Source organism: Desulforamulus reducens MI-1 (assembly GCF_000016165.1).
GTDB lineage: Bacteria > Bacillota > Desulfotomaculia > Desulfotomaculales > Desulfotomaculaceae > Desulfotomaculum > Desulfotomaculum reducens.
Window position 1 is genome coordinate 891,588 of record NC_009253.1, and the last position, 25,435, is coordinate 917,022.

Genomic DNA, 25,435 nt, shown 5'->3' on the forward strand with positions numbered 1-25,435 from the left:
ATGAAGAAAATCCTGGCTTTCTTATTAACCCTTCATATTTTCACGAATACAGCTTTTGCTTCGGGTGTCTGGGATTATAAGATCAATTCCTCAGACACCCCTTCTATTGTTGACAGTGCTGTCACCACAGCAGCAGTTGATACTGCACTGAATGAAGTAAGACTTCCAGAAAACACAGCCAGCATGATTTCCTTTTGGCCGGATGGCAGCCCAGACTATATTATGATGACCCCGACGAAAATAATTCATTTCTCATTTAATGGTACTGGGTATGACGAGAATATAATTTTAGAGATTACACCAGAGAGTTCACCTACAGCTATAGTAGCAACTGGACCTTTTCCGGATGTAAAACTTGGTGTAGGAGCTCAAATACGACATATGAGTTTTGATGGCAGTGGTTATACAAGAAATGCCCCCCTTGAAAAGAGTGGCATGGATGGGGCCTATACCCTATCGTCAAATAGAGCTGGAGAATTTGCTTCTCTTGTCGGCAATCAGGCACAAAGGTATATGTTTGACGGTTCATCCACAGTCAGAGTTCCGTCATTGGAGCCAAACGTTGACTTAGATAGCCCTGTGGATGCCGGAATCTTTCCTGAGAGTTTACACATGGCTACTTTGGAGAGGGACAAGTTACGTGTATTTCGACGGGACAGTTACGGGAACCCATTATCAACGGTTACGCTGGCTTCATCGTTATCCAATCCCAAGGATCTATCCACCTCGGGTGCCGGAGATATAGGTGCCATCATCGGTAACACAGCACCCCATTACAGCTACGGTGGAGGCTTTTGGGCATATAACCCATCGTTATCCATAACCTCTGGTCTAACAAACCCAAAGGCAATTGCCCTACGGCATAAGTCCTTTGATCGAATAATAGTTGATGGCAATGAAGCTAAGTATTATCGCTGGACCGGTACCCAACTGGTTTATGATTCAGCCAAATCAAAGGTTATTCCGGATTTGGGTTCAATAACCTATCGGCCCTATGCTGTTATACAATCCAAAGCCAAGGACCCCATGAGTAATGTTAAATACGTTCGGGCCAGAGCCTATCACCTAGTACCTGACGGTACCGCAGTAACCTGGAGCGTTACGGCTGACGGTAACAATTGGGTTAAAAAATGGCGGGTCAGGGGAACTCCCTCGGGGACAACTTGTGAGGTGTCACAGGATAACGGCCTCACCTGGATAGTATTGGGGGATGCGGCCAAGGCAACCCCGGAAGTGGATACGAAAGAACTTTGGGCAGAAGTAACACCCGGTAGAACAGTTAAGTGGAAAGCAGAACTTACCACGAGTAACATGACTATTACACCAAAGATTAAACCCTTTGTGGTTGGTGGTGTGGCTGTAAATTGGGCAGCCGGTACCCCACCCAACGTTCCAATCATAGACTTGCCTGCAGTATGTTATACCACTTCCACGCCCACGATTTCATGGACCTACTCTGACCCCGATGGCGATCCGATTTTCGCTCACCAGTTGCAGATTAAACGAAAAAGTGATGGGGTTTTAATCTATGATTCAGGGAAAGTAGTAAGTGACCGGCCGGAACACAAAATTAACACAAGCTATGATCCCTCGGTTCCAGGGCCCTTATGGAACTCCGGAGACTATGAGTTCACAGTCCAGCTTAAAGTATGGGACTCCACTGATATGGAAAGCCTCTGGTCACCACCGGGTGAATTTTGTGTGCTGGCCTTTGAACGTCCACGGATCGCAGAGATAGTCAGTGCTCCCACGGGGCAAGATTCCCCTAAAGTGTTGGATACCGTAACACACAAGGTAATTACCCCGGGAATGCTAGAAGATCAATTACCTAAAGCAAAGGCAGGTTCAAGGGTAAAGTTACTGGTGGACAGTATTGGTCCGATAAATACTCTTAGTACGGTTAAATTCCCTTATCTGTCCTTGGAGGCCACAGTAAAGACACCAATAATTTCAAAGTATCCTTTGGGCAGTAAAATAAACACCTGGGAAATTGACTTTTGGACCGATGCAAATTTAGAAAAATGTCCGTCAGGTACATTAGTAACAATGCAGATTACAGGTGATGCCGGAGCAAAAGGAGTTGCTACACTGAACTCCCCACCTTATGCGGCAGGGGTAATAGTTACCCAAGGTAGTATCTATGAGGATTGGTTTCCTGTACTGCAGGGCAGAGATGGAGATTAACAGACTATTTGAATCTAATTGTGTTAAATAAATTTCTGGGAATAAGTAAAGTTCCATTTCAGTGTAAGTGAGTTAACTCTAAGGAGATGAAGGTTATGATTCTTGTATTAGAAATTGTTGTTATTATCGCTATAATTCTAAGAAGGTTAAAACTAGAGTTGTAAAGGAGAAAGGGATGTTCCTGCTGGGAAAATGGAATAGAAAGGGGAATAAAGGGTGGATGATGTTACAAGAATTTTGCGAGATGAAAAAGTCTCTATAGTGTTTCAACCAATTAATGATTTAAAGAATAACTCTACCTATGCTTATGAGGCATTGGCCAGGGGACCGATGGGGGGGAATCTGTATTATCCAACGTCTTTATTTTCAGTTGCCCAAAAGTTAGGAAAAATTGATGAGATAGATTTGCTTTGTGTAAAGAAAGCATTACAAGAAAGTGAAGTCTTTCCGAAGGTTAAACTATTTATAAATGTTAGGCCTGCCACCCTATTGAACCGATCTCAAGATATCTTTAAACTGCTTCCAAAGGGTAGGAACATCGTTTTAGAGGTTGCAGAAATTGGATTAGGAGTAAAAATGCAAAAAGAACTGATCAGAGTTGTTCGTGAACTTAAGGAATATGGGATAAAGATTGCCCTTGATGACATAGGTGCCGGGGACAGAAACTTTACCAATCTCTGTGAAATTCCTGCAGATTTTCTTAAAATTGATAAATGCATAATCCAGGGGCTGACCAAGTTCAAGAATGGTTCAGCCCCTCACTACTTGGCCTTATTGAAAGCATTAAATACTGTTTCAAGGGAATTAGGTGCAATGGTGATCACCGAGGGGGTAGAGACTCCACTTCAGTTACAGATTGTGAGAGATGCCGGAATAAGGTTAGTCCAGGGTTTTCTTATTTCACATCCTAAGCCGGCAGGTTACTGGATTAAAAATAGGAGGGATATATGTGCTAGTGGGAGTCGATATTTGTAATACTATTTCCAACGTAAATTACGAGTTGCTTCAAAGGTTCAATATAAATCTGAAAGTATATCCGGCACCAGAAGTACCGGAGCATTTCTTCACGTCACCCGATGGCCTTAAGATCTTTGCAACCGCCCGGCCCTACTTTAGAGCGAAGGAAATGCTACATATGATTTCTGCTTCAGGATATAAACTTATTTACATGACCAGCAGGCCTAAGATGGCGGAGTTTGTAACTCGTCGGTGGTTAGATATCCACGATTTTCCTCATGGTAGAGTCGAATTTGTATCCAGTAAAGAAAAAGCAATCATGGCCCATGATGCTGGGATGGTTGCCTTTTTTGATGATGATCCCTTCGTGATAAAGGATCTAATACAAAAGGGAATTCCGAGGGTATTTGTTAAAACTGCTCCATATAATAGGCATTTTGCAAGTGAAAATGTATTTAGATTTAATGTATGGACAGAGGTGACACCTTATATTAAAAAACGTGCATAATTTGCAATACAATTACATGAAAAATGCCTACAAGACCCCTGGAAAATTATTGGCAATAGATTTACCCTACCTAACTAATGAAACGAGCTCCTGGGGCTTGCTGGGGCGGTTTACGAAGGTTTAGAAATTATATATATTCCCTAAAGTGATGATATCCAACTATTGGTTGGGGATTTTTTATTGTACGACTAAATTCGGTTCTGTTGATGGGTTTTCTTTGGGTGGCTTTACAACTTGAATTTCTAGTCTATTTAGCTAAAGAGGTGATTTCATGGCAAAGATGACAGATTTAAATGAACATATACAAGAAATGATTAATGCAGGATCGACGTTGGTTGTCGAAGACCTGGAAGAACACTGTGGTTATACTCGTTTTTCAAATGTGTTATTGAGAAATCCGGACATATCCGAATTGGATAAAATTGTATATGGATTGATTAGAAGTTTTGCCTTTGGGGATAAAATAAATGCCTTCCCCGGTCAGGACAGGCTTGCCCAATACGTTGGAAAAAGACGTGAGACAGTAAACGCTTCTCTAAACCGTCTTAAAAAACATGGACTAATTGACTGGATAAGGCGTGGTATGGGTGAAACAAACGTTTATATTATCAAGAAATTGCCTGATCAGATGATCTTGGAATACATTAACCGAGAGGCCGAACTTGAGAAGCAGCAAGAAGGAAAAAAGACGCTTGCCAGTTTGATGAAAGACCGAAGCAAAGAATTGATTCAGTCAAATCCCACGAATGTTAGCCTAGACGCACATCCGTCAATAAACCCCTTAAAATCAACGGATGTGTGTTTAGACACACATCAAGATGTTAGCCAAAACGCACATCCGTTAAAAAAACCTGTAAAATCAACTAATGTGCGTTTAGACACACATCAGACGGATGTTAGCCTAGACACACATCATGATGTGCGCCTAGACGCACACAAAGAAAACAAGTATAAGAATACAAGTATTAAAAGAACAACAACAACTACTAAGAAAGATTTTCTAAGTAAGAAAAAGGGTGACTCAGATTCTAGCTCGACGATTGAACCAGATAAGCAAGATCTGCCATCATTGGTCAGTGAGGGTAATGTTGTTGTTGTTGATAACACATCAACAACGAATTTAGAGAGCAAGAACTCAGAAAAAATCTCTGACCATGAAAATGTTGTTGTGGCTTTAGACAAAGAAGGATTTACTGACGAGGAACTGGAGGATGCTCCAGTTTTCGATTTACCAGAGGAATTGTACTCCCAATCCCTTTGGCGAAACCCACCCCAAAGGAAACCCCAGGAGCAAAAACAAAAAGATGCCGTTCAATCAGAGCAAAAAGGCATTCCTCAAGATTTAGAACTGGAGGATATTTATAAATTTATTGCCATGAACTTTGAGGTTAAGGTCGACCAAAAGTTTATTAAAAATTTGGCATTAAAACATTGGCACAAAGGGGGTCTGGAATATTTCTTAAACACTGTCTTGGCAGTTATTCAATTCGCAGAAAACAAAAAGATCAGGTTTGAAGCTGTATTAACAAAGGCGTTGGAAAAAGAATGGAAACCAAATAATAGAGTCAGATCCAAAGATCCTTTTTTGTGTAACAACCGAACCAACGACCAAGCAGATCAAAGGAAAAGAACCTTAATGCGTTCTATGTATTCTTAAAAAATATGACTGGTTCTGAAAGTTGGTTAACGCTGGTTTTATTTACAGGTTGATGGGGATAAATAATTAGGCAAAAGTAGGGCAATTGATAATGAAATTCATTATTGGAGATTGCCTTTTTTGACCCCGGCCCCCCAGGCTCCCCCGGTCGCCTTCGCGCAACTCCTTACCCCAAAGGGGAACACAACGGTGTTGAGTTGCGGAAGCCTTGCCCTGCCTGGCCCCAGGTGTATTACCGGGTGCGCGCCCAGGCCTCCGGGTCCCGGGAAACCTTGTCCAGGTTAACCAAACGTAGGAATTATATGTATTACTGGGCATTTTTAGAGATCGTTCACTTAAGTGAACAATGAGGGCATGGCCGAGCCAGGGAACCCGGACCAGGTCCCAGGGCGGCGACCCAGGAACCCCGGAACCAGGGGCCAGGATAGCAGCCGGGCGCGGAGGCCCGGCTGCCCCAGGACGAACAATAAAGAGGTGAGGCAAATGAGCACATCGGAGAGTTTTAGATTGCCAAAGGATCTGGCAGGTAAACTTCAGTCAGAGGCAATCAGAAAGCACACCACCAAAACGGCGGTCAATATTGACGCTTTGGAATATTACTTTGGTAAGCCGGAGATGGTCATGGCCATGGCGGCTTTTATGGCTTCTACGGAACTGCTGGCCATGGCCAAAAAGCAGGATGTCAAAGAGCTAAGAAAGGGGTTTATTACGCAGGCGCGGGCCTTATTGGAGGTGGACAGGGATGATTTTCACAAGGCTGGCCAGGGACAGCAAAAAGATCATAAAAGTTTTGGGTCTGGTGAATCCCCTGTTTGATACCAGGCGTGAGGACCTAACCCCCAGTGAATTTTGGCAAGCTGGAACGTACTTTACTCACCCGGCTAGGGCCAAGGCAGTCCTGGTAAACCTGGAGCCAGGGCGGCCCCTGGGCCGGGAGAACCTGGTCCACCTGGGACGCCAGGGGGCGGCACTCCTGGAGGCCAGGACCGGGATGGTCACGGACTGGTGTGGGGGGATATCGAAGGATGGTAGGCGGGTGGTGCTGGTGTTTAAGAAACTGGCCTATGATGCTAGAAATTTTCGGAGGAGGGAGTTATGGGTCGAGCCGGAGGATCTTCGGGCCTTGGCGGAGTTGGTACCCGGGCGGACAAGAAAAGGGCGTCCACGGGAACGGGTAATGGAGCGAAGGCGGTAGGGGGGGTGTTCACTTAAGTGAACGATTGGAAAGGGGGTGATGTTTGGTTTAAGAAGGTAGCTTTTTGTCTGACACAGGGGAATTAGCAAGGTTGCAGGAGAAAGGGGGAAAAACCATGAGTAAGGATTCAAATTGCGTTCACTTAAGTGAACGGGTTGCGGGAAACAAAGGGGATGTGTTGATTTTGGCTACTCCTGGTTGGGGGATGGGATGCAATCCTTTTAGTGTTAACTTTTTATCTGGGCTAAACAGGCAGGAGAACATTGTGACAGATCCAAAGGCTGATTTGTTTAAATGTTATTGGGATCCACTGATGGAGCAGAATGGGCCTGAAGGTATTCAGGAAGTAGTTACTACACAAGGATTTGACGATAATAAACAAGATTTCTATCTTTCCTTAGCTGGACTTGTTCAATACGGAGGTTTTATTAAGGACCCAGATAGAAGTTTGGCAATAATGATATTCCTGGAAAACAAACCAGTGGAACAACTTAATAAAATTTTTGAGGATGAACACCAGAGTGGAAGACTGCCGGTGTTTTTCTATGAGCGTTGGGTAAGGTATAGGAGCAGCTTGGAACAGACTGAATCAAAGGCGGGTGATTAAATGCTGTGGCGAACTCATTTAGTCATGGGCCTGGGGGCTGGATATATGGTCGCAGGATTTGACCCGGTCTTATTAGCAGTTGCCGGGGTGGGGTCCTTGCTGCCTGATCTGGACCATCCAAACAGTTGGATTGGCAATAAGATACCGGTACTACCCACGATAACAAGGGGTATATTAGGGCACCGGGGGGCACTGCATAGTTTGGCTGCCACTTTAGCCTTAGGGCTGCTTCTTGGTTTATTCTGGGGTAAGAATCTTGGTATAGCGGTGGCAGCTGGGTACCTGGCGCACCTGGTGGGGGACATGTTTACCCGATCCGGTGTGCCTTTATTATGGCCTTTGCCAATCATGGTTAAGTTGCCACTGGTGAGAACCGGTAGCATACTGGAGAGGTTTGTGGTATTTCCGGTTATGATACTGGGCCTGGTTTACTGGGCAGTGTGGCCGATGGTGTCTGGTTATGTTTGGCGGGTGATAGCATGGATTGGTTAAAAAAGGGTAATGCTGCGATGTATTTAGTATTGGCAGTGGTTTTCGGGGCCCTTGTTTTAATTTTCCCGGTGCTGGCACTGGTATTTCTCTGCATGATGGTTGCTTGGTGGGCTGGTGGGAAAGTTCTCTATACACCAGCTATTGTTTTTGTTACTGCAATTAGCCTAGGTTTAACAGCTGGATATGGGATGAAGTGTGTGCAGCAAGTACCGAGGTTTGATATGAGTTCTGGTGAATGGGTAAAATCGGATGTCCAGGCTCTATCAATTAGGTCATGGTTTTCTGCAAAGGAACTATCAAACCCGGGCAACCGAGCAGGGCGCACTGGAGTTCTTTTAGGAAGTTTGGGTGGACTGGGGGTTGCGGTAGCATTTAAGAGACGAGGGAAAAAACGGTTGCATGGACCGGGGATAGTCCAAGGGCGTCCGGTGGTCAAGGGTGGTTGGGGTGACGAAAAAGAAGCTGCTAAGATATGCGAATTTGGTCCCCCGAAGCCCGGGAAGTACGGCGGAGGTGTTGTCTTAGGAAAGTTAAACGGCCGCATTTTACGGGTGATTATTGGCCGCATGGCAATTGCAGCTCACACCGCCATTTTTGGAGCCACGGGTGCAGGTAAAACCTTTGGGTGGGTTTTGCCCAACATTGTATCAACAGCCCATGATGGTTGGTCTATGGTAATTTCAGATCCCAAGGGCGAACTCGTAGCCGGCAAGTGGAATGCCAGTGGAGAATATGAGCCGGGAATTGCTGATTGGCTGAAGAAGCAGGGCTACGAGATTATAATTTTAAACTTTAAAGATCCCAGTCAGGGTAGCCACCGGTGGAATCCGTTGTTCGAGGCCAAGGATGATGCGGAATTCCGGCAAGTTTGCGAAGCCATGATTCTCAGTGCAGGAAAGGAAAACCCGTTTTTTGCTGGTGGTGAATCAAACCTTTTTACGGCATTGATGGGATTAACCCGATATGGAAGTTTTCTTAAAGACGAAATGAGGCATATGAGAACCGTGCTTTCTTTATTGTCCTGGCCAGTGGAAAAGTTGGATGAAACTTTTGAGAAGGAGTATCGCTCAGGCCAGATACCAGTCTATTTTTATGAAAAATGGCGTGCAGCTGCTGGAATGTTTAACAACTTTGCCACCGGGGTGCAAAGTAAGGTGGCTGTTATGACGGACGGTCCTCTGGCAGCCTTAACGGCCGGTCATGATATCAATCTGTTGGCTTTGTCAAAGAAAAAAACAGCGTTGTTCTGTATCTTGCCAACTATCGGAGATCTAAAGCCTTTGCTTACTGCTTTTTATTACTTGCTTTTTAAACGGTTGGTTGAATACGCAGAGGCCAATAACAATCGGCTGCCAATACCAGTTCGGTTTATCCTAGATGAGTTTGCTAACATTGGTAGAATTCCTAATTTTTCAAACCGTATATCTTTTGATCGAGGACTTGGGATTTGCTACAACTACATTATTCAAAACCGTACCCAGTTAAATAGCCTATATGGATCTGATGTTGCAGAAACGTTTTTGGGTAACACAGATATTCGGATGGCTTTAAGGGTTAACGACGATAAAACCGCCGGTTATTTTACACGACAGCTTGGCAGTGCAGACGTTTGGGATATCTCTGAGAGAAAGGACGTAACATGGCCATGGAAGCGCATGGAAATTACCAAAAAAACGGAAAGTAAGAAAAAATTGGACTTGTTATATCCTTGGCAATTCTATGAGATGGAATTCTATACAGCTGTGGTTAGGGTACCGACTTGTCGCCCATTTTATTTAGACACGGTGGCTTTTTCAGATTTAAAAGAGTTTAAGGAGCTGTCACGGGAACCAAAAACAATTACAGATTTTGCACCAGCGGTACCTAATCATGTGCCGACACCTGCCATTCCGAGCGCTGAAGAAGAGGATGAAGCACCAACACCCCCTAAGCGACAGAGAAAAAGAAAGGAAAGCCATCCGGATCCTGCACCGGACGTAGCCAGCGTATTAGAGTTAAACAAAGGGGACGACGATATTATGAGAATGTTTGGCTAGTGGAGGTGTTTTAGGGTGACAGGTATTACTCACGCTGCGGCGGGATCTGCTGTGGGGGCGGCTCTAGCCGCCCTAGGGGGCCAGGAAGTGACGGGTGCAGTAGTTGGGGCAGTTGCAGCGTTACTTCCGGATATGGATCATCCTGGTAGTTACTCCGGCCGGATGATGAGGCCCTTGGCGGTTTGGTTGGAAGAAAAGTATGGCCACCGGAACAGCCCTACACATACGCTGCTTTTTTGTCTGACAGTAGGGTTGATTTTAGGGGTTTTCGTAGCAGGTATTATGGGCAGCGCCTTCTTAATATTCTCCGGTACCGCAGGTGCAATTTCCCATTTGGTTTTGGATGGGATGACCCGCAGTGGCATTCAGCCATTACGATTGTTCTTACCAATGCTACCAGGGAGGCAATGGAGGCGGGTCAAAGAAAAACTTGAGAGTGCATCCTGGACCCATAAAAAGTGGAGTGGTCCAATATACACCGGTAAGGACAGCAGAGAGTTTGTTCTGGCGGTGTTTTGTATTTTGTTAACTCTTTTGATTATTGGCAAACAATTATAAGCGAAAGGAACGATCAGAAGATGATGTATAAACCTGAAGGATATGTAATAACTGCTGATAGATGGGAGCAGTTGCATAATGCAAGGGAACGAAAGGCTGCCGTTGAAGCAGTTGTGGACCGAGTAACCTGGGTAAGTGAAATTCCTGTCTGGATGCTGGATATGGGGGATGGAATAATCGGTATGGTACCCTTTGGTGAAACGGGTCTGGATTCAAAGGAAACCATGGTTCGGTTTGTGGGACAGAGGATATTTGTTAAAGTAAAGGGATTCGATAAGGACTCTAAGATTGTGGGATGTTCAAGAAGCGAAGTTATTGCTGATGCCAGGGAGATGTTCTACAAGAAGGTTAAGGAAGGAGAGCTGGTACCGGCAGTGGTAAAGGCAGTGTTGGCCAGAACTGATGAAAAACCTGAACGTCTCCAGGTTGATGTAGGTGGGGGATTTTATGTGGAGGTACCCAGAAAAGATGCTACCCGGAGTCAAGTTCTTCGTCTTGATGAGCTGTTTCCCTCAGGGACTTCTGTCCGGGCCCGGGTTATTCAAGTGGATGCGGAGAATAACAGAATCCGGATTTCTCTATATGACCCACAAGATCCATGGGAAACCTTTGATGCAAGAAGAGGAGATTTTCTATCCGGCCGTGTTGTAAAGGTTGTTGACGATCCGATCAAACTTGTTTTTCTTGAGGTTAAGCCAGGAATTGTGGGGATTGCAAATTTACCGCAGCGTGGGCGTTTAAGAAAAGGTGACGTGGTACCGGTGGCCGTCACAATGTTTAGCAGAGAGAAGAAGAAGCTACATTTAAGAATTAAAGGGGCTCGGTTGGCCTAAAGAGGTGGTGCCAGATGACTGTACTGGTTGATCAAGTGAAAAAGCCTGGACTGTTAACCAGTACCCGGGCAGAAAAGGTTTTAAGATTTTTAGAGTCTAGTGCTGGTGCATCGGAAGATGCACTGGCCCTTCTTTTTCCCTTTTACAGACAGGCTTTGCGAATCTTGCGAGGTTCCGGGTATGTGTTGCGGTGTTGGAAACCCGGACAGGAAGTGTATTGGTGCCCATTAACGAAGCCCCTTCCCACTGATGATACCTATGAAGCCAGATGTGCTTTGGGGTGGTTGGCAGCAAGACTGGTCGAATGTGGTGCCGAATTGCAGGGGAGAGAAGCAGTACTAAAAAATGGCCAGCGTTTACGGGTTTATGTTGTACCGCCAGTACCAATTGAAAAAGAACCGGGACTGGCAATATTAATTAAAAAGGGTGTTGTTTTGCCTAAAGGGTGGTTTTACGTTAATGTACAAAATCTCAGAAAAGCAAAGTTGATGGATTGTGTTATAAGGATTGATTGAATTGAGTAAATATTTTGTTATTTAGTTGATAAATATGTAACATATGGTAAAATAATGAAGGGTATTGTTAACTAAAATGAAAGCCTCAACGCCTGGTAGAAAGGGGGTGGGGCTCACAAGATGTAGTACAGATTATCATAGCTCTACTCCTATTTTTATCTCTTGTTGTGGCAATAGTCGGCCTAGTGGTTAAGTAAATATAAATCCGTAAGCTTGGCAGAAGCTTACGGATTAAGACCCCAAGTTGGTGAGGCCCACAAGAGCATTTTCAGTTAGCTTTCCCTCTTTTATAATATCCTTCTTAAATTTTTAACATATTATCACGAAACATACTACAAATGATCTACACCGTGTATTAAAGTCTATTAATAATCATCAAAAAACCACCTAAGTGGTTTGGCAAAGATTAAATCGCTCCACGGAACGGGTCTTCTTTGCCTAGGGGAGATTCGTACTCCACGGAATAAGAATCTCTATCCTTGCATTTTATTCTAATGATTTATATAGATCATGTCAAGAAATGAAAAAGGAAGGATAGTTGATATAAATGTCAGAAAATTGTATTAGGTTATTTTTTGATGAAAGTGGAAAGAACAGTGATAAACCCACTTTGATGGGGGGATTATTAATACCTGATACTGTTTATCGACTAAAAGAGTTTGAAAATTTATCTGCTTTATTAAAAAGTGCTCAATTAAAACTCCATTGGAATGAATATTCTGGTGGTGATAACGATCGGAAAAATATATCTAATGTTATTTATTCACTAATGCAATATGCAACAATGTTTAAGTTCAATGTAATTATGTATCATAAGCCTAATGGTCAGGATTATAATTCTGGGCTATTTAAAAAAATGGTCTATAACAAATTACCCGAACGGATTCTTTATGGGTTACTTAGACATGGAGTTGCTGTAAAAACAGAAGTAGAAATAATGATCGAAAAATCAACTGAGTATGAGAATACTCAGTTAAATAAAAAAATCGTTGATCAACTAAATATTCATTCCATGTATAGGGGCGAGCCTTTTCATATAAGAAATTGTTGTTTAATTCCTAAAGGAAAAGAAATAGGATTGGAACTTACAGATCTAATTCTCGGAATTATAAGGACTATCATCAAAAATAAAACCAATGATTCAAAAGGGAATACGGCAAGAAATATACTTATTACTGAGTTGCTTAAAAACAAAAATTTTTATAATTTCCTAATAAATATTAAGTTTTTTGAATGGACTGCGGAAAAAGTTCTAAGAGATGTTGATTTTAATGATTATTTGCAGTTGTTTTTATCTAAACAGGTTTCGTGGTTAAGTTACTTACATAGCTTACCAAATTACAAAGGTGAGCAATAAATAATATTTACAAAATATTAATATTGACATATTGATATTTTGTAAATATTATTTATTTGACAGGGTTTTCCTGTCTACCGTTTCTCACCTTTATGGTGACTTGGCCTCCTTTTGGAGGTATACCGTTCGCCACTTAAGTGGCTTTGGCGGCAGGATGCCGAGTGTAAGTAGTTTACACCCTCTTGTGACAGGAGGACTGAGTATGTCACTATACCAGAAGTTGCTGGTATAACAGGCCCGACGAGGGTATATTAATTATTGTAAGTGATGATATTTAAGACCGAAATAAGGTCTTTTTTTGGTTTCAATGTGAGAATACCCGGTTTTTACCGGTTAATATATAATGGTTAACGGCCACGCAAGAGGAATCTCATGAGCTCCATGAGAGTTTCGGCAACTTTTGCGGTGGCCGTTATTTTTTTATAGACCGGGGCAGTGACCCCCAATACCACTTCAAATTTAGGAGGTGATTTGGGGGAGCTGGCCGAAAGCAACCCCCTGTCTATGGAAAGAGTGTTAACTATGGTTCGAGAGGAAAACGGGACGTATGTATATAAAAATCACAAAACCCTGCATTATAGGTTAAATCAATTTAAGGCTGGGTTCAAATTGAAAGTTTCAACCAGAATTTTAGTCAATCTTGAGAGAGTTAGAAGAACATTAGCCATCACAGGTCTGGTATTTGCTATTGTGACAGTTGTCCTAAGTAAGGTAATATTTTTCTTCACAAAAGCAATTCGCCAGAGATTGATTTCCAAACTTTTGGCCTGGCTATAGGCCAAAAGTTTGGGAGATGTAAAATACAAGGAGGTAGGAGATATGTTTAATAAATTAGCTGAGAAAGTTATGGGTAAAGGGATTGAGGAGTGTGTACTTAGAGTTCATGCTACTCGTAATAAGCTTTATGAGTTGATAGATAAGGTTAAAGTAAGAGAAGCCCAAATTAACAATACGGCCAATAAGGACAAGGACCAGGTTTTTCAAAAGATCCAGAAAGAGATTAATGATGTTCGTGTCCAGTATGCGGTTGCTAAAGCAAGCCTTGAGAAAGCTAAAGCTGATCAAGCAGGATTAATCAGCTTGGTTGGTCTGTTAACTGTATCGATGCAGGCAGGAAGAGACACCAAAGAACTAGAGTCAGTTATTTCTATGGCTATTTGTGGGAATCCCAATGAGTTAGTTTGCCAGGAAGAAAGGAAAGAGAAATCTGAGGCTGCTGGTAGCCAGGGTAAGGAAAATGGGATGGAGTCCGGAGTCTTTAATATTCTTGAAATTAGAGATAGTTCCCCCGGTACTATCCGAGCATGGTGTGACGGTGAAGACGGAAGTAAGAGTGCCATTTTTGTTAAAAATGGTATGAGACAGAAGGTTATCCAAGCACAAGAGCTTGGTAAAAAGATATTTGTAAAGTACCGCCAAGGAGATAAGGGTTTAATTGCCTATGGTGTAGATATAGTTGGTTAACTAATTAACTATAGAATCATTGGGGAATTCCCTCCCTTAAATTGTATTGTTATTTATTTTTTTAAATAAAAAGGAGCATTCCTGTAAGGAAATAAAATGGTCTTTGTAAAAGAAAAGCACCTCCTGTAATATACTGGGTGTCGAGCTATCTAGGCGACCGACCCCTAATTTAATCACACAGGAGGTACTTCAAAATGAATTATAAACAAAAACAAAGAATTGAGCAACTCACTGAATCAACTTTAATTATTGGAGCCGATATTGCCAAATCTAAACACGTGGCACGTGCCCAGGATTTTAGGGGTATCGAGTTGGGGAAACGCTTGGTCTTTGACAACACTAGGGCGGGCTTAACCAAGCTGATGCATTGGATTAGAACCTTGATGGTAGAGCACGGTAAGGATCATGCTCTGGTAGGTATCGAACCCACAGGACACTACTGGTTACCAATGGCTGAGTTTTTGCGCAAAGAAGGTGTACCAGTTGTAGTTGTAAATCCGTTGCATGTTAAGAGAAGCAAGGAATTAGATGATAACTCGCCCACAAAGAACGACATCAAAGATGCAAGGGTAATTGCCCAATTAGTAAAAGATGGCCGTTACTCAGAACCCAACTTACCCACAGGTGTCTATGCGGAACTGCGGGTGGGAATGGTTCAAAGGGACCGTCTTAATCAAGACCTTAACCGAGTAAAAGGTAGAATCCACAACTGGCTTGACCGGTACTTCCCCGAGTACACAAGTGTTTTCAAAGATTGGGAAGGCAAAGCATCCTTGATGATATTAAATACTTGTCCACTCCCCCGGGAAGTCATCAAAACAGGCACAGAGGCAATTGTAACCCTGTGGAAAACTGAGATTAAACGGGCAGTTGGTATAAAAAGAGCTAACAAACTAATGCAGGTTGCTAGAGAATCCATCGGACTATCCACAGGGATAGAGTTTGCCCGTCATGAAATAAGGATGCTACTTGAACAATATGACATCCTGTGCAAACAGATGGAAATCCTGATGGAAGCAGTTCAAGAGTTACTGCAACAAATACCTGGAAGCACAGAAATGATGACCATTCCAGGAGTCGGTTTGGTTACAGTAGCCGGATTTCTTGCAGAAGTAGGCGACTTAAAAGGATATGAACATGGGCAACAAATCATAAAGTTGGCGGGCCTAAACCTAAAAGAGAACAGTTCTGGTAAACACAAGGGACAATCACGAATCAGTAAACGGGGGCGCCCCCGGCTGCGGGCCTTGTTATTTAAGACTGTGTTAGTCATGGTTGCAAAAAACCGAGAGTTTAAGGCCATCCACCAATATTTAATAACAAGGCATGGAAATCCCTTAAAGAAAAAGCAATCCATAGTTGCCCTCTGTGGAAAATTGATTCGTATTTTGTTCACCATAGGCAGTAAACAAACTCCATATGACGCGGAGCAAGTATTAGGCGTTGTACGCCAAGAGCAATTACAGGAAGCTGCTTAAAAGGCTATTAAATATTAACACTTATTCACAATGAATTGGATAGACAAACGAAGCACGGAGAAGCCGGGAACTAATATTTCCATACGGGCATGACCCAGCAAAGGAGCATACCTGGCCTCCACCCCTTGAGAGGTAGAACGAAGGAATGTAAGGGCCATATATTGGACCCCGTGAGACGTGGGAGGGTAAACCACAAGGGTACATGTGGAGATCCATTGTGCAACCATAATCTGTAAAATTAGGCGTAGCCTTTGATTGGCTACACCCCCACCAACCATATAATGTAATTTATTTAAAATTATTCCTTTGAACCTTGTTTGTATGTGCTTGAAATTGTAAGAATGAGTGAGTAAATGAAAGAAAAATTTATTTTATTGAGGGAGGGGATAGCTATGTTATCCATGTTATTAAGCCTATTCACAAAGAAATGGGCAGGGGAAGTAAATGTGACCGAATACCCTAAGGTTGAAAAACGCACCGAAGTAGCCGATTACCATGCGGTAAGAGTATGTGATGATTGCTGTACTTATTACCCATGTAGTAAACCAGGAGATATGGGTTGTCCACTATGGGGGAGAATGCTTTGGGACCGACCGAATTACTCTAATTTAGGGTAAGAAATAATCCGTCCCCCCTGCGAGAGATAGAGAACGTTTTGCAACTGCAAACGTTCTCTATTATTTTTGGGGAGAAATAAGAAATCCATGCCATGAATGGGTATACCAAAGGAATACTAGAATACATTAGTATACACAACAATAAATGGGTATAAAAAGTATACCTTAAAGGGTATACAAAAAGTAGTCTGGTATATAACGGTATACCCCACGGATTGGGAGAGGAGAATTTAAATGAGTGAAGTCGTGAACTTTTCATCTAAAATGGATGCCGATGTAAGAGAAAAACTGAATAACCTTGCTGAACAGAGTGGATTAACGTTGAAGGATTTCATGGGACGGTTAGTGGTCAGTTATGAAACTGCCCAGGAACGTGAAAGCATGGGTCAGGTTAAGGAACTGGAAAATCTGCGCCATCACTTGGCCCGGGTGGAAGAGGTTTATATTTCTATGGTAAAAGCTGCCCGGGATCGCCAGGAGGTCGATGCTGCTCGAATAAGTAATGCCGAAGCAGATGCCCAGGCTGCCAAAGCCGAAGCGCATGAACGGGAAAAGATGGCTGCGGAAGCTATTGATTCTGCTAACGAAAGGGTTCAGCAAGCGGAAGCCCAGGCAGCTCTTATTAGAGAACAAACTGACAAAGAATTAAATGAAATGAGAGAGGCTTTATCAAGGGAAAAAGAAGCCCGGGAACAATCAGCAAGATTGGCAGGTCTCGCTGAACAGGCGGCATCTGCAGCCCAAGAGAAGGCAGAGGCCCTAGAGGAACAGGCTAAGAAAGCTGAACAATATAGACAAGAACGGGATGAGTTGGTACAGGATAAAAAAGCATGGAAGGACAAGGTGGAGCAGCTTCAGGCTCAACTGGAACAAACTCGGGTGGAAGCGCAGAAAGAACTTAATGCTCAGGCTGATCGAGTAAAGGAAAAGATTGAACGTTTGAATGAGCAGCATAATGAAGCCATGACACGCGCTTTGGAAAAAGCCGAGGTTGAGAAAGAAAAGGCTGTATTACTAGCACAAAGGGAGTTCATGAAGGAGATAGCAGGGCTAAGAGAATCATTGGCTCAATGCCGGGAAGAAAAAGCACAATTTGAAGCACAAGTAACCGTCATGCAGAGTAAAAGGGAGCAAGACAATAATTTAATTTAATAATATATGGGGCTGGGCTGATACCGTCAATCTAAACTTTGAAAGGAGGTTAGGGGGGGCGGTTACGCCCTCGAGGTTATGAAGATGATACCTTACTGTAAGAGCGAATATACCTTAGAGTATTGTAAAGAAAAGGCTAAAGAGCTGCGTGCTACCTGTAAATATAAAGCTGTACACGTTCGCAAAACAGTACATGAAGCTGGCCAGTGGTATGCAAGGATTTATGTTAATCATCATCAATATCCTGCTTAAGCGATTTAATCTAAGTAAAAAAAGAATATGTAAGGAGATGCCTACCGGGTGTATTTTGCCCGGTAGGGCGCACCCGGACATATTTATAGACGAAAAAATCAAGGAAAATATTGATAAAATATTGGAAATGTTCGAGACAGGAAATATGCCTGCGGCCATTGCCCGGACAGTTATTCGAGCACAAGAAGGTTTTGAGTTACCCTCGGACAAGTGGAGCCTGGGAAATCAAATAATCATGATGGCCCATAATACTGAGGATGCCCGGGGATTTAAGCAATGGCAAGAAGTAGGCAGATTCGTAAAAAAGGGGGCTAAAGCCTTCTATATACTTGGGCCTATGTGCAAAAGAATTAAAAACAAGGAAGACGATAGGGAGAAGATCATCATAACGTGTTTTAAAAGTATTCCTGTTTTTCGGTATGAAGACACCGAAGGGGCAGAAGTTGAGTATCCGGATTATTTACCAAAAGAGCCCCCACCATTATGGGATGTTGCTGAGAAAATGGGTATTCAAGTAAACTACCGTCCTTTTACCGGTGAGGCATTTGGCAGTATTACAACCGACGGCCGTAAGATGACCTTAAGAACCCACGATGTAAAAACTTATTTTCATGAGTTGGGTCATGGAGCCCACGGAACATTTAAGAAACTGAAGGGCGGCCAGCACGAGGACCAGGAGATTGTTGCTGAAACGGTTGCCTGTGTGTTGTGTGAGTTATATGGTTACCATGGTTATATTTATCATGGCTTTCGTTATATCAAGCACTATGCAGGAGCAAAGGACGGAAAAGAATCTGCCAGAGCAATTATGGCTGTCTTATCCGATGTAAAGCAATGTCTGGACATTATCCTTTCATTGGCAGAGCCCCTAGAAGAGTTGACAGCAGCATAAAAAATACCGAGGTCGTTTGAACGGTTTAATATTATGTTTCCAGATGAAAGTTAGAAAGGCCAGGGATTTACGCCCTGGCCTATTTAGTACCTTTTTGAAAGGGGGTGGTTTGAAATATATCATCATGTAAGGGAGGTGAGGCAATTACCCTAAGGAAAACAAAAAACGGGTTCAGCATTAACTGACCCGAAAACAAAATCCGTAAGTAAATGTTACCATTAGAAAAAGAAAAAATCAACTCTTTTTATCCTGCTGCACCAGGGAAACTAATAATTCCCCTGGGGTGCAGACCAGGGGTAAAAGAGGGATAGAAATGTTAAAAATTAAGGGAATGAATATTCCTAGAATAAAGTGCGTTGGTTGTGGAGCAGAAATTCCAGAAGGTATGGCTTGCGGCTATTGCCTCGGTCTATTGGATGAACCTAAGGATTATAACTATCACAGTTTCGAGGTTGTGGGGAATAGGAGGAAAAATGCTCGGTCCAATATTTGGGGGTTTGGGGTAGAGATCGAAACCCTTTCTACATCACCAAAACAATTAGTTTTATTGAAGAAGGGGTTTACGCCCTGTTATGACTCCTCCGTGACCCTTGAATGGAAATCTCCTATTTTTCAAAGTCTTGTGGGTTTTAAGGGTATTTGTAAAATGATTGAGAAAATGGATGTCGAGCATGGTGGTAGCCATGTTCATATATCCGTCAAAAGAAAAGACTTGTTCGAGGATTATTATAAGGAGATATTCTATCCCTTGGCGGAGTATTTGGATGGTTCTGCTTACTATCGGATATGGGGACGCCAGGATAATGATTACTGTGAGCTACCAGGTTACCCTGATTCAAGATATAGCTGGGTAAATGTGCAGACAAAGTATAACACTGTTGAATGGAGATTACCTAAATTTTTAAATGCCAAGCAGTATTATGAATTAGTTAAGTGGTTAATCAATATTACCTGGGCAGTTGATAATAAGCTGATGAAAAATCAACGACCCGGAGATGTTGGCCAATGGATTTTGAGGACATATCAGGAACAGATGGCTGCTTAATTTAAAAAATGGAGGTGAAAGGAGCGAGTTAACATCAACTCGCTCCTCTTATATATGTGCAGACTATTTCTCAGTAATAAAGCTGGACTGGATCGGCTGGGTCCCCAAGGAGTAAAAGATCTATTTGAAATTCTGGAAGTAAGCATGGGGGGACATGGTAACGGAGTCGCTTATATTAAGAACGGAAAGTTATATTTAAGAAAAGGGACAAGACTTACAGTTAAAAAAGTCGCCGAACTAGCCTTTGAACAGGGTATAGAGTGGTTTATCTTTCATACTCGGTGGGCCAGTGTAGGAAGTGTCTCTAATAGGAATTGTCATCCTTTTCGTCACGGGAGAATTGTTGCAGCCATGAATGGAACTGAGACAGGTCTGAAGTCTCTTTCTAGGGCTATGGGAGGTATTACGGATACGGAAGCTTCCGTTATATCCATAGCATCCATAAGCACCGGTTTGCCACCAGAAGAAGTTGCTAAAAGATTTAATGAGTTAAATTCTGTATTTGTTGGCTTTGTCAAAGAAAAAAACGGCTATGTTCCCTTTGCCAGTGTCGGTTCTCTTTTGGGAGATTTGCAGGTTTATGTGGATGATGATGCGATTATCATGGCATCGGAATTACCCTTGAAAGATCAGTCAAAAATCATGGATGCTTTGGAAGGTTTTTATTGGGCAGGTGGTCCAATGCCAGAAGAATTTTTAATTCATACAGATATGGTAAGCAGACGCAAAAAACGTTCTGGTATTTATTACGAATACCCTGAAGACTATGATTATTACTATGGATTAACAAAAAGAAAGTAGGGGTGCAACTCATATGCGAAAAACAACCTTAAGAATAGAAAGTAATAACTTAATTCTTGGAAAGACAGTTTTAGAGAGTGTTCCCGACCGGATAAACACATTGAAGGATTATGCAGAGGTATGGGGTGTTCTGCCTGGCACTAAACTACTGGTAGCACTAGTGAGGGCTGGTATTATAACTGAGGCTAATAGGAATGGGCAGGCCCATGTCATTGTAAATAGCGATGCTTACATGTACTCAAGTTCTTTCGAATTAAATCTAGGGTTTGCCATACCACCAAAAATCTTTTTATACGGTCGAGAGTGTGTCTATAATGCTGCAGAAAGCAATGAGAGTAATATTTTCCTTAGCTCTTGGGTTAAAGGGATAGAAAAACGAATAAAAAATGGTAGAATACTTTTCTATAAACCTGCAAATACTCCAGAAGGTTATTTGGCGATTGGGTTACCTATTGAGTTTAGGAAACAGAATCCTTTTTATCACCAAAAGGATGTTGAAGATTTCTTATCGAAACTTTTAAAGATCTAGAATACTACCTGGTCTGATTTTACCAGGCAGGCTATACTCTAACAACTCTTGGAGCCCAATGACTAGATAATATTTGAGATAATCGGGGAGAAAAATATTCTGAATAGCTAGCTAGTTAACCAAAATATGGTACACTCTAGTTAGGGGACAAGTACATTAAAAGGAGCATTCCTGTAAGGAAATAAAATGGTCTTTGTAAAAGAAAAGCACCTCCTGTAATATACTGGGTGTCGAGCTATCTAGGCGACCGACCCCTAATTTAATCACACAGGAGGTACTTCAAAATGAATTATAAACAAAAACAAAGAATTGAGCAACTCACTGAATCAACTTTAATTATTGGAGCCGATATTGCCAAATCTAAACACGTGGCACGTGCCCAGGATTTTAGGGGTATCGAGTTGGGGAAACGCTTGGTCTTTGACAACACTAGGGCGGGCTTAACCAAGCTGATGCATTGGATTAGAACCTTGATGGTAGAGCACGGTAAGGATCATGCTCTGGTAGGTATCGAACCCACAGGACACTACTGGTTACCAATGGCTGAGTTTTTGCGCAAAGAAGGTGTACCAGTTGTAGTTGTAAATCCGTTGCATGTTAAGAGAAGCAAGGAATTAGATGATAACTCGCCCACAAAGAACGACATCAAAGATGCAAGGGTAATTGCCCAATTAGTAAAAGATGGCCGTTACTCAGAACCCAACTTACCCACAGGTGTCTATGCGGAACTGCGGGTGGGAATGGTTCAAAGGGACCGTCTTAATCAAGACCTTAACCGAGTAAAAGGTAGAATCCACAACTGGCTTGACCGGTACTTCCCCGAGTACACAAGTGTTTTCAAAGATTGGGAAGGCAAAGCATCCTTGATGATATTAAATACTTGTCCACTCCCCCGGGAAGTCATCAAAACAGGCACAGAGGCAATTGTAACCCTGTGGAAAACTGAGATTAAACGGGCAGTTGGTATAAAAAGAGCTAACAAACTAATGCAGGTTGCTAGAGAATCCATCGGACTATCCACAGGGATAGAGTTTGCCCGTCATGAAATAAGGATGCTACTTGAACAATATGACATCCTGTGCAAACAGATGGAAATCCTGATGGAAGCAGTTCAAGAGTTACTGCAACAAATACCTGGAAGCACAGAAATGATGACCATTCCAGGAGTCGGTTTGGTTACAGTAGCCGGATTTCTTGCAGAAGTAGGCGACTTAAAAGGATATGAACATGGGCAACAAATCATAAAGTTGGCGGGCCTAAACCTAAAAGAGAACAGTTCTGGTAAACACAAGGGACAATCACGAATCAGTAAACGGGGGCGCCCCCGGCTGCGGGCCTTGTTATTTAAGACTGTGTTAGTCATGGTTGCAAAAAACCGAGAGTTTAAGGCCATCCACCAATATTTAATAACAAGGCATGGAAATCCCTTAAAGAAAAAGCAATCCATAGTTGCCCTCTGTGGAAAATTGATTCGTATTTTGTTCACCATAGGCAGTAAACAAACTCCATATGACGCGGAGCAAGTATTAGGCGTTGTACGCCAAGAGCAATTACAGGAAGCTGCTTAAAAGGCTATTAAATATTAACACTTATTCACAATGAATTGGATAGACAAACGAAGCACGGAGAAGCCGGGAACTAATATTTCCATACGGGCATGACCCAGCAAAGGAGCATACCTGGCCTCCACCCCTTGAGAGGTAGAACGAAGGAATGTAAGGGCCATATATTGGACCCCGTGAGACGTGGGAGGGTAAACCACAAGGGTACATGTGGAGATCCATTGTGCAACCATAATCTGTAAAATTAGGCGTAGCCTTTGATTGGCTACACCCCCACCAACCATATAATGTAATTTATTTAAAATTATTCCTTTGAACCTTGTTTGTATGTGCTTGAAATTGTAAGAATGAGTGAGTAAATGAAAGAAAAATTTATTTTATTGAGGGAGGTAATCTTTATGGCAAAAGTAGAAGATAAAAAAATTATTGACACTTACGTTAAAAAGATTGAACCTGCCCCTAATCATACCCGTCCCAGCTTGATTTTAAGAAGTTCAAAAAATAAGAACGACAAGAGTAAGGCATTATCGTACGGAATGAGATAATATATGCAAACATTAAAACCGGATACAATTTATCTCATCCTATTGCTGGTTCTCCCGGGCCTACTTAGCCAAAGTGTCTTTAACTCCATGGTTTCCACCAAACACAAGCAGGAGAAGAATATATATAATGCAATTCTTCACAGCATGCTAATCTATGTTTTGGTTTATCCTTTTGTCGTACTGATTTTAGGGGTAAATATTGTAAACATAGAGTCTATAAGTAAATTGGTTACCATGAACCGTTGGGCTCCGCTTATAACAGTGTCGGTTATGGTTGTTGCAAGCTGTGGCTGGGGAGTATTGTATGAAAAAATATATACCAGCAATAAGTTAAAAAACTTCTTCCGAAAATTCGGTGAGGCAGCCGAACCGCCTAATATTTTTGCCGCCCTTCTTGTTGAGGAATACTGGCAAAAGGATGCATATTTTTGGATTGTGGCAAAGACAAAAGTTGAAGGTCAGGATGGGCTAATCGATGGATTTATTGAGGGTAGTGTAGAAAAGGTTGCTGTTGAACAAGATCCCCGGGAGATTTACCTAACCAAGGTATCGTACCTGGATCACAAAAGGAACGTTGTTCTATCGCTTCCGGAGAATGCTGGGGTAGTGCTTAAGGTGGATCAGTACGAAGTCGTTGAAATAACAACTATTCCAAAGGATCAGGAATAATTTTTTCTCACCAAGGAGACACTTCCTTTAAGGTGGTGTTCTAGTGAGCGATAAAGACAAAAACAGGGAAAAAAAGATTCTTGATACCTATGTAAAAACTCTGGAATCTGCGCCGGATAACACACGGCCAAGCAGTCAAAAGAAAGATTAAAATATACGGTTGATATTATATTATGGCACTGGCATTTATCTGCTGGTGCCATATTAATTTTAGTTAAAGTCATGTTCACTTAAGTGAACAACCGGGCTGACCCCTTAATTTTAGAGTCGAATATTCTTATTCACCGTTTTTCTTAGAATTTCATTTTATATATGGTTCAGATTATTTTCATTCCCCTGTAAAATCGTCCGCCGTCCTTTGCCATTTTCCAACAGATATTATTCAAAGAGTTTAAGGTGATTCAATCTAACCACATCCTTCTTGTGTTCGGTAAAGCTAATCGACTGTAATGTATATGCAAACTTTGCACGACAAGATTATACAATCGGAAGTCAGCGGATGCGTCTTTAAACAATGAATTTAGAGTGCATAGAAAAGTAAGACTATGTAAATTGCAGGTCTTTCTAAAGATTATAGAAACCAAATATATTCCTATTGCTATAGACATTTTGGGACAAAATGTAACAAATGTAACCCATTGCTTCAATTATCTATTAATGGTAATGTTCTGCCATAAGTCAATATTGCAAAATTTGTTAATTTGTGGGGATAGAGGATTCGAATAACAACCTAGGTATTCTTTTGCTAGTTACCATAAACGAGATAAGAAAGGATGAGATCATTTGAACTCTGACCCGTTTCGTTTAGCCCAGCAAGGCAGTTCCCAAGAGAACAACGTTATGAAAACCACTAATTTGTACAAAGGTGCAGTAGCCTTTCCTCTGTTCTTAGCGTCTATGGATTCTCAGGATGACCTTCAGGTTAGTGTTGTAGCCTCCTACCAGAGCAATGTAAAAAATATGGTGGAAAGCAGCCTGACAAGCGTAAAAAGCTTTGCCGGAAACAGCATTACCTACACTTATGAGAAGGAAGAAACCCAAATCGGCGACTGCTCCTATACCCGGGCCATACGTCTTATTAAAGTAGTCAGCACTTTCGGAGAGACAGCAGAAATCGTATATAAGGATAAGGAAGCTTTTGAGTGTATCTGGCCCCATTACTCCAAAAGCAGCAAGAACGATTTTGGGTAAGACCTATCCAGTCAATTAAATTAGATGAAGCATTAATTACTGATCCACATATATGACCAGTGTTGACAACTCCATTGCCATTAATAATGTAGTTATTTTTCATTGGATATCTCTCCGCCAATATAGCCAGTGTTTACAACACCACTTTCATTTTTTATAACATGATTACTAAAGTCAATGTAATAATGATCTCCTTGTCCCTCTAAGCCATAATGGTTAATTGTCTCAGCAATGAATGTACTGGCACGGTTTAGAAAATCTGCATCCTTAGATGTTAAAATATAGCGATTACCTGAATTCATTTCAATATGTAAGGCATGACGATTTTTTTTATTAAAA

29 protein-coding genes are annotated in these 25,435 nt (G+C 42.1%); 26 read left to right on the forward strand and 3 right to left on the reverse strand.

Features of this window, described 5'->3' with window-relative positions; all coding sequences use genetic code 11:
* The 16 genes from DRED_RS04505 to DRED_RS04585 all read left to right on the forward strand — a co-directional run bounded on the left by DRED_RS04505 (position 1) and on the right by DRED_RS04585 (position 15,841).
* The gene (locus DRED_RS04505) at positions 1–2,184 is read left to right on the forward strand and encodes a hypothetical protein (protein ID WP_011877208.1); all 2,184 of its coding nucleotides are present in this window, start codon (positions 1–3) and stop codon (positions 2,182–2,184) included.
* A 216-nt stretch (positions 2,185–2,400) separates the two neighbouring features.
* Positions 2,401–3,159: an EAL domain-containing protein gene (locus tag DRED_RS04510; protein WP_011877209.1), complete on the forward strand. Its 759-nt coding sequence runs from the start codon at positions 2,401–2,403 to the stop codon at positions 3,157–3,159.
* Positions 3,134–3,649 (forward strand): LNS2 domain-containing protein, encoded by a 516-nt coding sequence (locus tag DRED_RS04515; protein ID WP_011877210.1) that lies wholly within the window; start codon positions 3,134–3,136, stop codon positions 3,647–3,649. The genes DRED_RS04510 and DRED_RS04515 overlap by 26 nt, the downstream gene beginning before the upstream one ends.
* A gap of 271 nt (positions 3,650–3,920) precedes the next feature.
* Entirely contained in the window at positions 3,921–5,306 is a 1,386-nt protein-coding gene (locus tag DRED_RS04520) for a helix-turn-helix domain-containing protein (protein ID WP_011877211.1), read from the forward strand.
* A 483-nt stretch (positions 5,307–5,789) separates the two neighbouring features.
* On the forward strand, positions 5,790–6,122 hold the full coding sequence (locus tag DRED_RS04530; RefSeq protein WP_011877212.1) for a hypothetical protein: 333 nt from the start codon (positions 5,790–5,792) through the stop codon (positions 6,120–6,122).
* Complete coding sequence (locus DRED_RS04535) at positions 6,049–6,501, forward strand: hypothetical protein (protein ID WP_049755848.1); 453 nt, start codon at positions 6,049–6,051, stop codon at positions 6,499–6,501. The genes DRED_RS04530 and DRED_RS04535 overlap by 74 nt, the downstream gene beginning before the upstream one ends.
* Before the next feature lie 115 nt (positions 6,502–6,616).
* On the forward strand, positions 6,617–7,108 hold the full coding sequence (locus DRED_RS04540) for a hypothetical protein (protein ID WP_011877214.1): 492 nt from the start codon (positions 6,617–6,619) through the stop codon (positions 7,106–7,108).
* Positions 7,109–7,600: a metal-dependent hydrolase gene (locus DRED_RS04545; protein ID WP_011877215.1), complete on the forward strand. Its 492-nt coding sequence runs from the start codon at positions 7,109–7,111 to the stop codon at positions 7,598–7,600.
* The gene (locus DRED_RS04550) at positions 7,588–9,636 is read left to right on the forward strand and encodes a type IV secretory system conjugative DNA transfer family protein (RefSeq protein ID WP_011877216.1); all 2,049 of its coding nucleotides are present in this window, start codon (positions 7,588–7,590) and stop codon (positions 9,634–9,636) included. Before DRED_RS04545 ends, DRED_RS04550 begins: the two co-directional genes overlap by 13 nt.
* Before the next feature lie 15 nt (positions 9,637–9,651).
* A complete protein-coding gene (locus DRED_RS04555; RefSeq protein WP_011877217.1) occupies positions 9,652–10,194 on the forward strand; it encodes a metal-dependent hydrolase in 543 nt (180 codons plus the stop codon).
* 20 nt (positions 10,195–10,214) lie between these two features.
* On the forward strand, positions 10,215–11,027 hold the full coding sequence (locus DRED_RS04560; protein WP_011877218.1) for an RNA-binding protein S1: 813 nt from the start codon (positions 10,215–10,217) through the stop codon (positions 11,025–11,027).
* Between the two features lie 14 nt (positions 11,028–11,041).
* Positions 11,042–11,542: a hypothetical protein gene (locus DRED_RS04565; RefSeq protein ID WP_011877219.1), complete on the forward strand. Its 501-nt coding sequence runs from the start codon at positions 11,042–11,044 to the stop codon at positions 11,540–11,542.
* 547 nt (positions 11,543–12,089) lie between these two features.
* Positions 12,090–12,899, forward strand: a complete 810-nt coding sequence (locus DRED_RS04570; RefSeq protein WP_011877220.1) for a DUF3800 domain-containing protein — start codon at positions 12,090–12,092, stop codon at positions 12,897–12,899.
* A gap of 435 nt (positions 12,900–13,334) precedes the next feature.
* Positions 13,335–13,676, forward strand: a complete 342-nt coding sequence (locus DRED_RS04575; protein WP_011877221.1) for a hypothetical protein — start codon at positions 13,335–13,337, stop codon at positions 13,674–13,676.
* A 42-nt stretch (positions 13,677–13,718) separates the two neighbouring features.
* Entirely contained in the window at positions 13,719–14,363 is a 645-nt protein-coding gene (locus tag DRED_RS04580) for a hypothetical protein (RefSeq protein WP_011877222.1), read from the forward strand.
* Positions 14,364–14,557: 194 nt separating this feature from the next.
* Entirely contained in the window at positions 14,558–15,841 is a 1,284-nt protein-coding gene (locus DRED_RS04585) for an IS110 family RNA-guided transposase (protein ID WP_011876735.1), read from the forward strand.
* Positions 15,842–15,855: 14 nt separating this feature from the next.
* Here DRED_RS04585 and DRED_RS18595 read toward each other — a convergent pair whose 3' ends face one another.
* Positions 15,856–15,999 (reverse strand): hypothetical protein, encoded by a 144-nt coding sequence (locus tag DRED_RS18595; RefSeq protein WP_156779556.1) that lies wholly within the window; start codon positions 15,997–15,999, stop codon positions 15,856–15,858.
* A 234-nt stretch (positions 16,000–16,233) separates the two neighbouring features.
* Between DRED_RS18595 and DRED_RS04595 the strand changes: the two genes are divergently transcribed.
* The 7 genes from DRED_RS04595 (at position 16,234) to DRED_RS04625 (ending at position 22,697) form a co-directional block, all read left to right on the forward strand.
* Positions 16,234–16,458 carry a hypothetical protein gene (locus DRED_RS04595; protein ID WP_041274454.1) on the forward strand — a complete coding sequence of 75 codons (225 nt, stop codon included), beginning with the start codon at positions 16,234–16,236 and terminating at the stop codon, positions 16,456–16,458.
* 234 nt (positions 16,459–16,692) lie between these two features.
* A complete protein-coding gene (locus DRED_RS04600; protein ID WP_011877223.1) occupies positions 16,693–17,610 on the forward strand; it encodes a coiled-coil domain-containing protein in 918 nt (305 codons plus the stop codon).
* A gap of 193 nt (positions 17,611–17,803) precedes the next feature.
* A complete protein-coding gene (locus tag DRED_RS04605) occupies positions 17,804–18,754 on the forward strand; it encodes an ArdC-like ssDNA-binding domain-containing protein (protein ID WP_238442583.1) in 951 nt (316 codons plus the stop codon).
* Positions 18,755–19,067: 313 nt separating this feature from the next.
* A complete protein-coding gene (locus DRED_RS04610) occupies positions 19,068–19,799 on the forward strand; it encodes a hypothetical protein (protein WP_011877225.1) in 732 nt (243 codons plus the stop codon).
* A 54-nt stretch (positions 19,800–19,853) separates the two neighbouring features.
* Positions 19,854–20,600 carry a class II glutamine amidotransferase gene (locus tag DRED_RS04615; protein WP_011877226.1) on the forward strand — a complete coding sequence of 249 codons (747 nt, stop codon included), beginning with the start codon at positions 19,854–19,856 and terminating at the stop codon, positions 20,598–20,600.
* A 13-nt stretch (positions 20,601–20,613) separates the two neighbouring features.
* Positions 20,614–21,129: a hypothetical protein gene (locus tag DRED_RS04620; protein WP_011877227.1), complete on the forward strand. Its 516-nt coding sequence runs from the start codon at positions 20,614–20,616 to the stop codon at positions 21,127–21,129.
* 284 nt (positions 21,130–21,413) lie between these two features.
* The gene (locus DRED_RS04625) at positions 21,414–22,697 is read left to right on the forward strand and encodes an IS110 family RNA-guided transposase (protein WP_011876735.1); all 1,284 of its coding nucleotides are present in this window, start codon (positions 21,414–21,416) and stop codon (positions 22,695–22,697) included.
* A 14-nt stretch (positions 22,698–22,711) separates the two neighbouring features.
* Here the strand turns inward: DRED_RS04625 and DRED_RS18600 are convergent, their stop codons facing one another.
* Positions 22,712–22,855, reverse strand: a complete 144-nt coding sequence (locus DRED_RS18600; protein WP_156779556.1) for a hypothetical protein — start codon at positions 22,853–22,855, stop codon at positions 22,712–22,714.
* A 234-nt stretch (positions 22,856–23,089) separates the two neighbouring features.
* Between DRED_RS18600 and DRED_RS04635 the strand changes: the two genes are divergently transcribed.
* The 3 genes from DRED_RS04635 (at position 23,090) to DRED_RS04645 (ending at position 25,096) form a co-directional block, all read left to right on the forward strand.
* Positions 23,090–23,236 carry a hypothetical protein gene (locus DRED_RS04635; RefSeq protein WP_156779589.1) on the forward strand — a complete coding sequence of 49 codons (147 nt, stop codon included), beginning with the start codon at positions 23,090–23,092 and terminating at the stop codon, positions 23,234–23,236.
* Positions 23,237–23,239: 3 nt separating this feature from the next.
* On the forward strand, positions 23,240–23,905 hold the full coding sequence (locus DRED_RS04640; RefSeq protein WP_011877228.1) for a DUF6338 family protein: 666 nt from the start codon (positions 23,240–23,242) through the stop codon (positions 23,903–23,905).
* A gap of 783 nt (positions 23,906–24,688) precedes the next feature.
* Positions 24,689–25,096 (forward strand): hypothetical protein, encoded by a 408-nt coding sequence (locus DRED_RS04645; protein ID WP_011877229.1) that lies wholly within the window; start codon positions 24,689–24,691, stop codon positions 25,094–25,096.
* Positions 25,097–25,188: 92 nt separating this feature from the next.
* Here the strand turns inward: DRED_RS04645 and DRED_RS04650 are convergent, their stop codons facing one another.
* Entirely contained in the window at positions 25,189–25,398 is a 210-nt protein-coding gene (locus DRED_RS04650) for a hypothetical protein (RefSeq protein ID WP_198006930.1), read from the reverse strand.
* Positions 25,399–25,435: the final 37 nt, after the last annotated feature.

What these genes read in the sequence shown, in the direction of transcription:
- DRED_RS04565 (WP_011877219.1), top strand. Translation starts at nt 11,042, where the DNA reads ATGACTGTACTGGTTGATCAAGTGAAAAAGCCTGGACTGTTAACCAGT.
- DRED_RS04620 (WP_011877227.1), top strand. Translation starts at nt 20,614, where the DNA reads ATGCGAAAAACAACCTTAAGAATAGAAAGTAATAACTTAATTCTTGGA.
- DRED_RS04540 (WP_011877214.1), top strand. Translation starts at nt 6,617, where the DNA reads ATGAGTAAGGATTCAAATTGCGTTCACTTAAGTGAACGGGTTGCGGGA.
- DRED_RS04570 (WP_011877220.1), top strand. Translation starts at nt 12,090, where the DNA reads ATGTCAGAAAATTGTATTAGGTTATTTTTTGATGAAAGTGGAAAGAAC.
- DRED_RS04605 (WP_238442583.1), top strand. Translation starts at nt 17,804, where the DNA reads ATGAAGCTGGCCAGTGGTATGCAAGGATTTATGTTAATCATCATCAAT.
- DRED_RS04550 (WP_011877216.1), top strand. Translation starts at nt 7,588, where the DNA reads ATGGATTGGTTAAAAAAGGGTAATGCTGCGATGTATTTAGTATTGGCA.
- DRED_RS04560 (WP_011877218.1), top strand. Translation starts at nt 10,215, where the DNA reads ATGATGTATAAACCTGAAGGATATGTAATAACTGCTGATAGATGGGAG.
- DRED_RS04625 (WP_011876735.1), top strand. Translation starts at nt 21,414, where the DNA reads ATGAATTATAAACAAAAACAAAGAATTGAGCAACTCACTGAATCAACT.
- DRED_RS04520 (WP_011877211.1), top strand. Translation starts at nt 3,921, where the DNA reads ATGGCAAAGATGACAGATTTAAATGAACATATACAAGAAATGATTAAT.
- DRED_RS04595 (WP_041274454.1), top strand. Translation starts at nt 16,234, where the DNA reads ATGTTATCCATGTTATTAAGCCTATTCACAAAGAAATGGGCAGGGGAA.
- DRED_RS04650 (WP_198006930.1), bottom strand. Translation starts at nt 25,398, where the DNA reads ATGAATTCAGGTAATCGCTATATTTTAACATCTAAGGATGCAGATTTT.
- DRED_RS04640 (WP_011877228.1), top strand. Translation starts at nt 23,240, where the DNA reads ATGCAAACATTAAAACCGGATACAATTTATCTCATCCTATTGCTGGTT.
- DRED_RS18595 (WP_156779556.1), bottom strand. Translation starts at nt 15,999, where the DNA reads ATGGCCCTTACATTCCTTCGTTCTACCTCTCAAGGGGTGGAGGCCAGG.
- DRED_RS04635 (WP_156779589.1), top strand. Translation starts at nt 23,090, where the DNA reads ATGGCAAAAGTAGAAGATAAAAAAATTATTGACACTTACGTTAAAAAG.
- DRED_RS04600 (WP_011877223.1), top strand. Translation starts at nt 16,693, where the DNA reads ATGAGTGAAGTCGTGAACTTTTCATCTAAAATGGATGCCGATGTAAGA.
- DRED_RS18600 (WP_156779556.1), bottom strand. Translation starts at nt 22,855, where the DNA reads ATGGCCCTTACATTCCTTCGTTCTACCTCTCAAGGGGTGGAGGCCAGG.
- DRED_RS04610 (WP_011877225.1), top strand. Translation starts at nt 19,068, where the DNA reads ATGTTAAAAATTAAGGGAATGAATATTCCTAGAATAAAGTGCGTTGGT.
- DRED_RS04545 (WP_011877215.1), top strand. Translation starts at nt 7,109, where the DNA reads ATGCTGTGGCGAACTCATTTAGTCATGGGCCTGGGGGCTGGATATATG.
- DRED_RS04530 (WP_011877212.1), top strand. Translation starts at nt 5,790, where the DNA reads ATGAGCACATCGGAGAGTTTTAGATTGCCAAAGGATCTGGCAGGTAAA.
- DRED_RS04505 (WP_011877208.1), top strand. Translation starts at nt 1, where the DNA reads ATGAAGAAAATCCTGGCTTTCTTATTAACCCTTCATATTTTCACGAAT.
- DRED_RS04580 (WP_011877222.1), top strand. Translation starts at nt 13,719, where the DNA reads ATGTTTAATAAATTAGCTGAGAAAGTTATGGGTAAAGGGATTGAGGAG.
- DRED_RS04615 (WP_011877226.1), top strand. Translation starts at nt 19,854, where the DNA reads ATGTGCAGACTATTTCTCAGTAATAAAGCTGGACTGGATCGGCTGGGT.
- DRED_RS04585 (WP_011876735.1), top strand. Translation starts at nt 14,558, where the DNA reads ATGAATTATAAACAAAAACAAAGAATTGAGCAACTCACTGAATCAACT.
- DRED_RS04535 (WP_049755848.1), top strand. Translation starts at nt 6,049, where the DNA reads ATGATTTTCACAAGGCTGGCCAGGGACAGCAAAAAGATCATAAAAGTT.